This is a genomic window from Candidatus Hodarchaeum mangrovi, assembly GCF_975850365.1.
In genome coordinates this window covers 1-13,133 of sequence record NZ_CDLCQJ010000050.1, presented here as the reverse complement: position 1 = coordinate 13,133, position 13,133 = coordinate 1, and the positions used below count along the sequence as shown (strand labels likewise).

General features: G+C 33.1%; 12 protein-coding genes. 3 read left to right on the top strand and 9 right to left on the bottom strand.

The window, feature by feature from the left end; genetic code table 11:
- Window positions 1-641: ABC transporter transmembrane domain-containing protein (locus ACWVCY_RS05175; protein ID WP_455140843.1), on the bottom strand; the 641-nt coding region annotated here is incomplete at its 3' end.
- Between the two features lie 159 nt (window positions 642-800).
- On the opposite strand from ACWVCY_RS05175, the gene ACWVCY_RS05170 reads away from it, so the two are divergent.
- On the top strand, window positions 801-1,439 hold the full coding sequence (locus tag ACWVCY_RS05170) for a PadR family transcriptional regulator (protein ID WP_455140841.1): 639 nt from the start codon (window positions 801-803) through the stop codon (window positions 1,437-1,439).
- A gap of 4 nt (window positions 1,440-1,443) precedes the next feature.
- Here ACWVCY_RS05170 and ACWVCY_RS05165 read toward each other — a convergent pair whose 3' ends face one another.
- Window positions 1,444-3,171, bottom strand: coding sequence for a M14 family zinc carboxypeptidase (locus ACWVCY_RS05165; RefSeq protein WP_455140839.1), 1,728 nt, complete (start codon window positions 3,169-3,171; stop codon window positions 1,444-1,446).
- A gap of 169 nt (window positions 3,172-3,340) precedes the next feature.
- Here ACWVCY_RS05165 and ACWVCY_RS05160 point away from each other — a divergent pair, with 169 nt between their 5' ends.
- Window positions 3,341-4,534, top strand: coding sequence for a hypothetical protein (locus tag ACWVCY_RS05160; RefSeq protein ID WP_455140837.1), 1,194 nt, complete (start codon window positions 3,341-3,343; stop codon window positions 4,532-4,534).
- Between the two features lie 2 nt (window positions 4,535-4,536).
- On the opposite strand, the gene ACWVCY_RS05155 is transcribed toward ACWVCY_RS05160, so the two are convergent.
- The 7 genes from ACWVCY_RS05155 to ACWVCY_RS05125 form a co-directional block, all read right to left on the bottom strand.
- Window positions 4,537-5,292: a cytochrome c biogenesis protein CcdA gene (locus ACWVCY_RS05155; RefSeq protein WP_455140835.1), complete on the bottom strand. Its 756-nt coding sequence runs from the start codon at window positions 5,290-5,292 to the stop codon at window positions 4,537-4,539.
- A gap of 16 nt (window positions 5,293-5,308) precedes the next feature.
- The gene (locus ACWVCY_RS05150; protein ID WP_455140834.1) at window positions 5,309-5,980 is read right to left on the bottom strand and encodes a TlpA family protein disulfide reductase; all 672 of its coding nucleotides are present in this window, start codon (window positions 5,978-5,980) and stop codon (window positions 5,309-5,311) included.
- Between the two features lie 183 nt (window positions 5,981-6,163).
- Entirely contained in the window at window positions 6,164-6,916 is a 753-nt protein-coding gene (locus tag ACWVCY_RS05145) for an ABC transporter ATP-binding protein (RefSeq protein WP_455140832.1), read from the bottom strand.
- A 13-nt stretch (window positions 6,917-6,929) separates the two neighbouring features.
- Entirely contained in the window at window positions 6,930-9,461 is a 2,532-nt protein-coding gene (locus ACWVCY_RS05140; RefSeq protein WP_455140830.1) for an ABC transporter permease, read from the bottom strand.
- Between the two features lie 14 nt (window positions 9,462-9,475).
- The gene (locus ACWVCY_RS05135; RefSeq protein ID WP_455140829.1) at window positions 9,476-10,198 is read right to left on the bottom strand and encodes an ABC transporter ATP-binding protein; all 723 of its coding nucleotides are present in this window, start codon (window positions 10,196-10,198) and stop codon (window positions 9,476-9,478) included.
- 17 nt (window positions 10,199-10,215) lie between these two features.
- Window positions 10,216-10,623, bottom strand: coding sequence for an RDD family protein (locus ACWVCY_RS05130; RefSeq protein ID WP_455140827.1), 408 nt, complete (start codon window positions 10,621-10,623; stop codon window positions 10,216-10,218).
- An 11-nt stretch (window positions 10,624-10,634) separates the two neighbouring features.
- A complete protein-coding gene (locus ACWVCY_RS05125) occupies window positions 10,635-12,674 on the bottom strand; it encodes a hypothetical protein (RefSeq protein ID WP_455140825.1) in 2,040 nt (679 codons plus the stop codon).
- 21 nt (window positions 12,675-12,695) lie between these two features.
- Here ACWVCY_RS05125 and ACWVCY_RS05120 point away from each other — a divergent pair, with 21 nt between their 5' ends.
- Window positions 12,696-12,977, top strand: a complete 282-nt coding sequence (locus tag ACWVCY_RS05120) for a hypothetical protein (protein ID WP_455140823.1) — start codon at window positions 12,696-12,698, stop codon at window positions 12,975-12,977.
- The last annotated feature ends 156 nt before the right edge of the window (window positions 12,978-13,133 follow it).

Sequence of the window (13,133 nt, the reverse complement as noted above, 5' to 3'; positions counted from 1 at the left end):
CGATTAGCTAATTCTTGACGAATTGGACCAATTACTGAAGCATAGCGAAAAACTAAGATCATATAGATAGGAAAACCGATTAAACCCACTAGAAAGTAAATAGAATCAACTGATAAAAAAACAAGAAGCGTAAATACCATACTTAGCAGAGATGCAATAATCATACGCATATTAGGGTTAATACCCATCCTCATTTGGGAGATTTCATTCATTGCCATTGAAAGTAAAGCACTACTGTCAATTTCATCATGAAAAGTCATAGAATGTTCTTGTACGGTATCGAAAAATTCCTGACGTGCATCTCTTTCAAATCTGAAGGCTGCAACTGTCCATGAATAATTAGTAATAAATGTGAATGCAAAGTTTAGAATTGTAGTAAGTGTTATCAAAATGCAAATAAATACGAAAACTTCTGAGAATCCTTGATTTTCAAGAATACTAAAAGCAATACCTAATAAAATGCTAGGAAGAATGGATAAGAACGTAGAAACTAAGGAGACTCCTAAACTAAGCAAAACTAAACCGGGGCTTCGCCAGAAAAAACTAAAATACCAATGAGTTGATGAACGATACTTATTTATCGGTAACTCTGATTCTTTAGGCCTTTTATACATAGATGGAACAGATTGTGTTTGTTGCATGAATTTTTCCTTCGTTATCAGCGAGATTTTTCAAAATTATTAAATTTAAAACCAGTTAATAAGATATGTTGTTATCTGACATATAGAGGAAAACTATATATTAATGTTATCATATTGGTACAATAGAGTTTATTTTCCGATATATTGAGTAGATCCTCCGTGGTAACTCCCAAGGATGCTGATGAGCAAGCTAAACTGTTGGTTACAACTTGGATGAAACGATATCGCAGAGGCAGTCTTCGATTTTTCATTCTTCATCTTCTACGATGTCATAGTATCCTAGATGAGGCAAATCAATCTTTAGATCCTGATATTGAGAGAAAAAAGTCCATTCATGGATATAAAATTGCTCAAGAAATTGATGAAGTAACAAAGGGGAAATGGCACCCGAAAACTTCCTCCATCTACCCTATCCTCAAGGAATTGACTGAGAAAAGGGTCCTTGAAATGATAAGTGGCGAGGTGGAAGATCCAAGATCAGTAAAACACTATAGATTAACTCCTTTTGGAATGAAAGTCGCTGAAAAATTAGAGGAGTCACGAAAAGAATTTACACGATCATTTATTCTCGGAAAAGAGAAACCTATTGGACCTCCTCCCCAGCTATTTTCTAATCTGAGTCAAGAGGAACTTCAAGAGGTTCTAACTGAAACTGAAGCTGAAAGATTGGAACTTCACTTAAAACACCTTCACAAGTCTATGGAGCATACTTCAAAATTAATTCAAATGGTTGAAGATGAAATTTCAACTCGAATGAAGAATAAAAATAAGGAGTCTGATAAAATTTCTCCAAAATAACTCCTTATTGTTTCTTTTTAAAATAGATCAGAAGAGGAATTGTAAGTATCGTAGAATAAATTTCAATTGAGGTAGTTTCGCTAATTTGGCTTTTGGTTATACTTATTGGGCTATATCCAATGTAATCATTTCCAACAAGAAATGTTAAATTATTCTCAGTAGTTATAGTAGAATTTAAGGTTATATCGAACGATATAGTCTTTGATTCCAAAGGATCTATTTCTGAGAATGATAATTCTGATTTACCACTCATATATGGATTCATATATTTATCAGCAATAAAAATTCTATCAATTGTCTCAAGATGAGGACTTAAATTCTTCAAAATAAGAGTAAGACTTACTACTGATCCTTCTGTTGGATTTCCTGTTATTTTCTTAGGTATAATATATAACCTTGGAGTTAAATCCAACCAGTATTCGAACGCGGGTGATATATCTTCCCATAAGGCCTCAATTGCTGATTGTACAGGAGCAAAATATCCATACATCCCATACCATTCCCAGATTTGATGTGTTTCGTTTTCCATAAACAAATCTATAAAATAATCCGATGATTTATTATGATAAATTTCAAATGTCATTGGAACTATACAGTTTTGTTTTGCATACATCCAATCACCCCAATCACCAGCACTTGTATAACTTAAGGATTCTATCCCAGCTCCTTGATTGACATGACCACCATCCCAAAACCTAGGAGGTAAAAGTGCCTCTAGATCATTGTAAATAGAATAATATAAAACACTTTTTGCCCAAAATGAAGTTGAAGCCCATGGGAAATAGGTTGCATTAATTCCTGAGTGTAAAGATATTGCAGCAGCAAATGATTTATTTACAACAAAATTCCTATAAGCTTGGATTTCAGGCTCAGAAAATGATGATGTGCCAGGATAGGTCTCATCTTTTGTATCTGAACCTGTTCCTGTATCTAATGAGGAATCATTCCATCTATAGTCATAATTCCGGTTTAAATCAACCCCTCCAATTTGATCTTCATTAATTAATCCATCCCCATCATTATCTTTTCCTTCATAATATTCATGTGAAAATACCCATTCTTCTTTCTGAATATTCCATTTATAGACTTCAAATCCTGAAATTATTCCATCATCATTTACATCTTCTGCTGAATCTTCATCAAACAACCCATCATTATCATCATCAAAAGGTCTAAGGTTTTTTCGAAGCCATTCATTTGGAGCTAGTCCTGTTCTATTTCCAACTACGTAATTCAACCCATCTGGATTCATTGAGGGGATTATATAAATATCTAAATTGTCAATAAAAGAAGTAATCAGAGTATCCTTACCATAGTTATTAAGTAACCGTAAGATGAATCGTAATCCAACTTCAACAGTGATCTGTTCCCGAGCATGATGCTGTGCAACGAATAATGCATTGGCTTTAGGGTAAAGACTTTTCTCATTAGTTATCCTTAAGCAATAAATCGATCGACCTTGTATACTCTCTCCAATTGTGAATAAATCAACAAGTTCAGGAAATGTAGTATTGATCTGTTCAAGTTCTTCAAACAATTCCTCAGGTGTATGATATTGGTTATTATAAATTAAGTCCAAGAATAACAATTCATTATATCCCATTATTCGAGCATTTAAACGAATTGTTAATCTTGTATGATCAGTTTTTGGTAGAGAATAAAAGAGTCCAGAAAAAAGAAGGAATCCAGTCATCAAACAAATAATTAACTGAAAATATTTCTTTTTTTCCATTTAAATTTCCCAAAGAACAAATTTTTTCTCATAATATTAATAGTATAGTGATTGAGGCAATTTACAATACAAAAAGCAATGCTAGATGTGAGAGAAAAATACACTTCAATCGTTTAGAAATCATCTTTAATTGTTATTATTCAATTTATAAGGATGATTTACCTCTCCAATGCCACCACAAACCCGAAAAACTGTATTAAAACGTATTCGATCATATCTTCGCAATAATCCGAGTGATTTAAAAGGTGTACGATCCGTTCAGGCAAATCGTCTCTCTGCTCTTATTGCTCGTCTTAATGAATTCTCACCTATTGAAACTTTAAATTGGAATCGACCCGAACGTAAACTATTTCGTGAAGTTGCTGTGGCAGCGGGGATTCAATTCGTTCGAGATTATCCAATGCTATATCATACTCCAAATTCACTTCGTGCATGTTTTGGAATGCCTACACGAAATGATCGGAAAAAAGGGCGTTATTCTTTCATTTATTATAGAAATGAGGCTTTTGAGCGACAATTACGTCCACGTTACCAAGATCTCGAGGAACTCTTATTTCTTCTCTCCACAGAGAATTTAGAATATCCTAGTGAACGAAAGTTATTAATCGACTATATTGACAAGGTAAAAAGTCGAAAATGGGCTGAAGATTTAATCGAAACTCCAGAAAGTGATCATTCAGTAGTAAGTATTGCCAATCTTCGGAATTATTTAGAAAGCCAAGGTTTTAAAGAACTAAGAGAGGCAACTGAGGAAGATGAAGAAGTATTACAAGACCTAGATGGTGTTATATTAGCTCCAGATATGATTGGTCGTTGGAAAGAGAAGCTTTGGTGGATCGAATTGAAAGAATATCGTGAATTGAGTTTCAATAGTAAAGTTGTTTATCAAGTTTTTAGATATCTTTATCAAAACCCTTTTGTAATTCTATTTAGCATTTCACCCTTACCAAGCTTTACCGAACTATTAGATAAAGGAATTAATCAGGATTGGAGTGCAAAATCGTTAAGAGAATGGGCTTCAGAGATCCAAGAGACAAAGCAACAAGAAGCGGATAAGTGGAGTGGTTTGCGGAAAACATTCCTTAACTTAGGGCGGGAATTATCATTGGCTCCTCGGATTGAAGCGCTTTATTTAGCTCTAACTAATGAAATCGTAACCCGTGAGATTGGTTTGATTGGAACAGAGCAAAAAGGAATCGATAAATTTATTTCTCTACTTGAAAATTTTCGAGATAAACCAATAAAGATTTGTTTATTTGAAAAATTCATTAAAGAAGGAGGAGAACTTCTTCAAAATGACCTTGGTTATTGTTTGCTTTTAAAAATGGATTTTCCAATAGCTATGTCTGATAACTCCGATTGAAATCAGAGAGACATTATCCAAGTTATAACTAAAGGAGAGATTAACATTAGTGAAACAATGATCATTAATCCTCCCACAATAATTTCAATAATCCGGAATTTTTCTGCTAAGAACTGTGCTACCCGATTTCTTGCTTCTGATGTCACCATTACTAAAACTAGATAAGGAATAGCCACTCCGACCGCAAATAAAACCATTCCAACCAAAATCGAGAAGAAATCAATACTAACACCCACAAAAAATAGTCCAATAAAAACAGGAGCAGCACAAGGAAAAGCGATAAATGAATATCCAAGGCCTAGTAGAAACAAATCTAGGGCCTTGTATTCTTCACGATTAAAAAATTGATTAATTCCTTGAGGAATGGGAATATGAGCGAAAGTTTTTTCAGATAATTGGGGGAATAAAACAAAGAGAGCTAATATAAAGAGAATTAATCCTAAAAAAAAAGAAAAATAAGCATAATTATTAATCAAAAAGAGGCTAAATGTAAATTGAAATAAACTGAGGAAAATTATTGAGACTGCAAATGTGGTTACTATCCCACTTGTAATTAGTAGTACCCATTGTAATGCCATTTTACGGCTAGGGAGGTGTTCTTCTCCCAGCTCATCAAATATCTTTTTATCCATAATTCTAAAAACAGTTAAGGGCATAATAGGAAAAAGACAGGGGGAAAGAGCAACATATAAGCCACTAAAAAAGAAGTTAAACAATCCTAAAGAGGGTTCATAGCTTATTATACCTTGAAAAAGCATTATGATTCTCCTACGGCTACCCTTGGTTTATCCAAGAAACTAAGGTCTCATAGGTTTGTGGTCCAACCCCTTGGCCTTTAAGCTTCCCTGCTGAATTTATGAACGCAATGGTTGGAATGAATACAACATTATAGATCTGAGCACCTTTCTGGTTTATATCCCGGCCCACGATCCAAGTCATGCCGTTAATTATGACATAATTATTTAATTTCTCTAATGAGTCACTGACCAAATCTACAGTTATTGAAATAATAATTACATCAGGATGGGATGATTTTACTAATTTCAAATCTTCTAACTGATCTTTACAAGGATTACACCATGTTGCCATGAAATCAATAATAATAGGATTGCCTGAATAATTCGAAAGGTAAACTGTTGTTCCATTTAATAATTCAATTGGAAAATTAAGAGATTCTGAAATAATAGCAGTTTCAGAATCTATTCTGGAATTAGAAAATGAAAAACCACCGATTCCTATTAATGCTACTATAATAATGGCAATTATTGTTGTTCCAAAAACTATAGGGAGTATTGGAACACGAGATGAAGATACTTTTGGAGCAGAAGCCTCTTGTTTAGTCTGAATTGAATTTAGAGACGCTAAAACATCGTCAAATTTCTCTTCTTGCGTTTGAAACTCGTCGTTATTACCCCGAGAAGGAATTTTAAACGTTTTTCTTGCCATTTATTCTTCAGCTCTTCTAAATAATCCAAAGTTTTCAGCTTTTTATTTACACTGATACGATTTTATGTATACTAGTAATTTAATTCATTTCTACATTAACAAGTCTCATTGTTAGTGTCCTTCAAATGCTCTAAAATCTAGATATATCTTAAATCTATAGATTATTATTAAATTTCTTTGTATTTACCAATAAAGTTCTTTTGCTGGTGTATATTCTTGAGTATAATTTTCTATTATTTGACCGTCTGATAATCTGATGACACGGTCCCCTAATGGACATATGGCATCATTATGAGTAACAATAAAGACTGTTCTATTCAATGCTTTCCCAGTCATGGCTTCCATTAGCTCTAATATTTTCCTTCCTATATTATAATCTAAATTCCCTGTCGGTTCATCAGCTAGCAGAATTTCGGGTTCTTTCGCTAAAGCTCTTGCGATTGAGACTCGTTGTTGCTCTCCTCCAGACAGTTGAGAGGGAAAATGATTCATTCTATCACCTAAATCGACTTTTTCTAAATATTCTTTTGCCTTCTTTTTGATAACTTTAGAGTTAAAGGAAACTTTATCCTTTCCTTTATACTTTTCTTTAACTCCTACTAGTTCTAGACTATATTCTACATTTTCTAAGGCAGTTAATCGGGATATCAGGTTGAAAAATTGAAACACAACCCCCACTTTTTTTCTCCGGTATACTGTCAACCACTGAGCAGAAAGAGTAGATACAGGAATGTCTGCAGCAATTACTTCCCCTTGGGTTGGGATATCAAGTCCACCAATAAGATTTAAAAGAGTGGTCTTCCCTGCTCCAGACGGGCCATAAATAATCACAAGCTCTCCTTGTTCAATTTCTAAATTGATGCCGTCAAGAGCTACAGTAGTAGTTTCACCAAGCGTATAGGTCTTTATGACGTTTTTCAGTTCAATTAATGCCATTTTTTATACCTCCTTAAACCACCCTTTCCTTGGTAGCTTCTGCAAGATTTAAGTTCAGGATTCTACGTAATGGGAAATATTCTGCAATCAAAACAGCAATCAGAGTGAAGAAAAAGCTCTGGAGAATAGTACTATTACTCATAAATAGTGGAATTCGAAAGAATTCCATTTCTAATACAACATCCATCATAAACCATAGAAGAACCCATCCAAAAATCAATCCAAGCACTGAACCAATAACAGTCACAATTAAGTTTTCAATTGTTACATTCCTAATTATCCTTCTATTAGGTGTTCCTATCGTTAATAAAGTCGCAATTTCTCGTTGCTGTTCTTGTAAGTTTATATAAACCGTATTATAAACCATTATAATAGCTAATGCCATAGCAAATCCAACTATAGCATATACAATATAATACATAGCATTCATTAATACCAATAAGTCACTAGTCTGTTCCTCTTTTGTAAAAATGTTTCTTACATTGTAATTATATTTTTCTTTAATTGTACTTCTTATTTCATTCAATTTTTCTATTGTTGGATTCTCAACTTTTAATAAAATGGAATTAGCAGGATCACCAGGGAAATTACTTACAATTTTCAGTTTATCAAGACCCAAGTACGAAACCAATCCATTAAACTCATCAATTATTCCAGAAATTTGAAAAGAAACATTAACCATTTCAAAATGGGCTCTTAATGGGGCAGTTGAAACAAGTTTTGTCAATTTGGGAATCTCAAGACTTACAATATCATCTACTTTGACTTTGAGTTTTTCTGCTACGGGAACACTCAAGATAATTCCTTCAGGGTCATAAGTTCCTGACTTAAATTCAAAAGCATGTCCTAAATAACCATCGGAGTCTTTTAATCCAATTAATTGAATGGTTTTAGTATTTGACGAGAAATTTGAAAAGATTGTTGCACCAGAAGTTAAAGAATAAGTTCCAGCTGTCACTCCATCTATTTGTTTGATTGCTGAAACAATTTTAGACGAATTCGTTGGGACCTCTGAGAAATCAACACGAAGATCCCAATCCTCGATATCCTGATATTGTATTGACAATGCTATATTCATCGACTCAAACATGGCAAACATGCATGATATCAGACTTACTGAAATAATGACTCCTATTATTGACGAAAATGTCCTTTTTTTGGACCTAAAAAAATTCCTAAGTGGCAATTTAAAGCCTGTAGTTCTCAATTTTATCCTAAATCTCTTTAATATCCTTTCAAGTAATGGTATTTGACCACTCGTAATATGAAGAGACGGATCAAAACGTAGACTCTCGGCTGGGAGAGGTTGGATAGCATTTCGAACGGGAAGATACCCTCCAAACAAACCAGTTATTATTCCTAAAATGAAACCTGCTCCGATTACTATTGGATCCATTCTTGTATATACTGGAAACAGTACCGTAACAGTTTTCGCATAAGCAGGACTAAATTGACTTGCTATGATAACTCCTAATAGTGTTCCTATAACTGTACCAATAATTGATATTAATAAAGCAATTCCAACATATTGTAAAATAATGGTTTTTCTACTGTACCCTAATGCTTGTGCTACACCGATATCTTTACGTTCAGCCACAACCATCCTCCCTAATAATACATACAAACCCCACATAGCCATTCCAAGTAGTATTATTGGTAAAACATAACCTAATTCCCGTGCTTCTTGTATATCCATTCGAAGCAACCAATAAGCTACCTGTTCATCTAAATCTACGGGTTCACCTAGTTTTAATCCTTTTTCATCTTCTAAAAAAGTTTTTAATTGATTTGCAATATCTTTTCGCTCTTTTTGTGATAAAGACCAATCCAATTTTACTGATATTTCGTTTACTTTACCTTGAACATTAAGAATACTTTGTGCTACTCGTAATGGTAAAAAGATTACCCCAAAACGACGAGGTGATGGTAATAAATCAGCATAAGAACCCATATTCATTAAATATTCTGGACTGGCAACAATACCAAGTACCTGAAAGGGGATGTTTTGGTCTCCTAATCCTATGAAATCATTTTCTTTTAATTTCCAGTATTCTCCTAGATGCCCCTCTACATAACAAACATTTTGATATTGACTTGCAAGAGTGAATTCACGTCCTTCTAATATTTCTATCCCATTGACATCAGGTTGTAGACGTAAATTACCTTCTGTATCAGTTGTTTTATAGGCAATAAGCCTTCCATTCTGACTATTTCCTCGTATGATAAATTTTGTATCATAAACTACCCTTAATTCATAACTTTCAACAACAGCAATTGATTGTTTAAATTCATCTAGGTAACTGGTAAGGTTATCAAAATCAATCCATGCATCACTACCAGATCCTCCTGGATTAGCAGTCTGAATAGTAAAACTAGCCATGTTATACTGTCTGAAAGCTTGCTTATAGGTGAAATCCATGTCAAGAAAAGCCATTATCATCATGTTCCACGAGGAAACACCAATAGCAATAACAAAAGAAATTGTGAGAAAACGTAATTTATTTGCTTTTATTGCTCTTATAATGTTTTTAATTGTCTTTGCCATTACTTTTGACCTTCTCACCAATTTAACTGTGATGCATCTATCGGTTTTTGATCTGTAATCGAATCAATCTCTCCTGACCTCAATCTGATTACCTTATGAGCTATTTTAGATATTTCTTGATTATGAGTAACTAATAAAACGAGTAAATCACTTCGATCCTTCACCATCTGTTGGATAATTGAAAGAACTTTCTTACCCTCTTTAACAGATAATTCACCTGTTGGTTCATCACATAAAAGTAAACGAGGTTCTTTTGCAAATGCTCGGGCAGCTGCAACTCTTTGTTGTTCTCCTCCCGAAAGTCTAGAAGGAAAGGAAAGCGCTTTTTTCTCTAATTCTACAGCCTCAAGATACTTTGAAGCTTTCTGAACAACTTCTCTTCGTGAAAGTGAGGTATGACTCAATTCAATTGCATATTCAATATTTTCTTGTGCGGAAAAAACTGGAATAAGGTTAAAAAATTGAAAGATAAAACCAACGGTGGATCTACGATATCTAGTCAAGTCCTTCTTGTTCATTTTAGTAATAATTTTACCATCAATAGAAATATGTCCTTTGCATTTATCAATTCCACCAATGACATTTAAAAGGGTGGTCTTGCCCGAACCTGAAGGACCAAGAACAACGACAATTTGACCAGACTCTAATGTGAGATTTACATTTTTAAGAGCAAATATTTCAGAACTACCCATTCTATAAGTTCTATTAACATCTTTTAGTTCGATGATTCCCACCATTGGCACTTCCAAATTAATTATAGACCTTTGACACCTGGATCGAATTCTTTAACTACCTTTGTTCCAGCTTTAATAAAAAAAGTTCTCTTAAGGTGCAGTTTGAACTGTTTCTTTGTTGATTGATTATCGCTAGTGACCACTCTGATCTTTAGAAGCATCTTTCCTAAAGTTTGACCATCTGTAAGACTGGAAGATAAAAAGTAGTACAAAGGAAAGAAAATAATGAACCACACTACCACTAGGATCGGTAAAAGATCTTCTAGGAATGGAAAGATATTTTTCCAGAGTATTTCATATTCCAATCGGGCTCCAATGTCACAAATTATAGCTATTATAATTCCTATGATCACATCAATTAATCCTGCTAATAGTCTCTGTATTGATAAAAAAGGTAGTTCTAAATATTGTATTCTATCTTTTGACATTTAATATCACCTCAGTTTATAGTGTTCTTTTTTCTTCTTTTATAACATAGCAAAAGAGCTGTTAAAAGTATAGGAAGCTCAAAACTGTATACCTGACCTCCACCTGGAATAATCGATTCGAGAGTAATAGTATCTCCTGTCATAATTAAAGCAAAAAATTGTATATCACCTCTTTCGATTGTCGCTTCCCATTGATTCTTTATGTTGTTAAAAATAGTTTCTATTCCAATCCATTCTTGCTTATTCACATCCCAATAACTCCATTGATATACTTCAATAAAATCAGATATGCTTTCATTGGAATTAGTAATTGGATATATGAAACTAATCAAAATAATTTCATTCGGTTCATCACAAACGAAACTAGTAAGGAATAACATATTCTCAGACATATTGGGGACTCCTTCTTTTGGAAGGGAAACAGTGAATCTTTGATCAATCTTTGAAGCAATTATTAGTGTAAACCAATATTTACCTTCTGAATCAATCACTCTGAATGAATTTGGTTGTTCCGCTGATACATTAATTGGCCAATCAAGTACCCCTGCGTGAATATTGAAGAAAAGAAGTGTAGATTTAGAATTATTCGCTAGATCTGTTGCATTTAAGTTTAATGTATGAGATCCATTAATTAGATACAGAAAAGATAAGCTATAGTCTTGAAATGGTTCAACTAGAACAAGTTTTGGAGTCTCATTATCAAGATTATAGCGCAGGGAACAGCTCTCAGAAACATTATATTTCAAAATAAGAGAATCTTTGATTGTTGTTTTATTAAGAAAATCTTTTAGATAAATAATAGGGGGAGTATTATCAATTATTAGATGATATTTTATCATACTCCAAACCCCAGTTACACTCTTTACATAAATCGATATAATATGTAGCCCCTCAGTTTGCGGAGTTGTTAATGTCCCAATAAAATCGCTTTCCGCACCTAAAATTGTCATATTTGGATTTCCATCCCAATTAAAAAGAAAACTATTATTTGAGGAAGTTATGTTAATTTTTAGTTGTAAATTTCCTTTTAATTGACTATTATTTTTATAATCTTCAAGATTTATCCCTGGAAGTGTATTATCGGTTATAAAATGGAATATATAATTTTTTGTTTTGAAAAGATTATCAATAGCGGTAATATAGAAATAGTGAGAACCATCATCTAGGGGAAAGCTTGTTTCGATAATTGATGAATCTATTGAACGGTTTATACCTTCATCCCATTGATAAAAAATTTCATCTATACCATATAGTGATTCTAGAGTACAAATCACAGGTGCATTTGAAGGTCTAGCTGAATTATTGGTTGGTGAAAGGTTTTTTATTTTTGGACCATCATAATCTATTGGTATCTGACTCATTTCAGCTTTTGTAAGGTTTAACCAAATTGATGAAATAAAAACAAAGTATTGGCTTAAAAATAATCCAGTATTCTTCTCATAATATAGTGCTACAGGATTAGAATAAGGGTCAATTCCTGATAATTTCCAGGCATTAAATGTACCAACCCCAGCTAGGTTTATTGGTGTCTCAGATATGGTCAATAGCATCCCCTGAATTTCCAAGGTATTTCCGACAGAAAAATTACTCTCATCAATCCAAAAATCAAAATAATCTTGTTTCAAACAGGAAAAAAGACCATAATAATTTGAAACGTTGTAATAAGGTTGTACACTTGCACGATTCACAAATGAATAAAATGAGGAAGGAATAGGATTTCCATAAAAATCAACTTCTTTGTCATAATCACAAAGAACCTTAATATGAGTACTATTAAGTGAAAGTATTGATACATTATAATTTGAGACGAATTCTTCATCTAGATATTCACTGATGGTAATATTTGATACAGGTAAAAAAGCATTTTTATCCGTAACTACATTGACATTGTTTAGCCTTTTAGACAGATTTTTATTACTGAATTTTGCTTCATTTTCATTATTGATGTCGAAAGGAGAAATTAAAGAATTATTAGAAGTTAATGAATTGAGAAAAGTTATAAAAAGCAAGAAAAAAATAAAAGGAAACGTTTTTTTTTCATATCTGAGCATTTCCATACCATCTGAAGGGGCTTGATTCGGGAGAAAGTAATTATCAAAAGAGATAAAATAGTCTCGTGTACGACGTACACAGCTCAATATAAAGAAAGAATATTTTTGGAGGAAAAGACAATCCCTCGAACCAGTGCTATTACTATTAGATTAGATCTCGAAACAATACACGAAGTTGAGAAGTTTGCTGAAATTTTACGTTTAAAACCCTCAACACTCCTTGGAATGGTCATAAAAGGGAAACTGAAAGAATTTGCAGAGGAATATGTTGATAGAGTCTACAAGGAGGTTAAAGAATTATGATTTTGTTAGGTATTATTTCTATTCCTTTAACACTTTTTACTTCTCTTATTTTATTCTTTCTAGCGTATCATACATTATTTACTTGGAAGCATTATCGTGAAGAGATTTTATTACATTTAAGTTTCATCTTAATCTTCTTTGCTTTGGCAATCATTG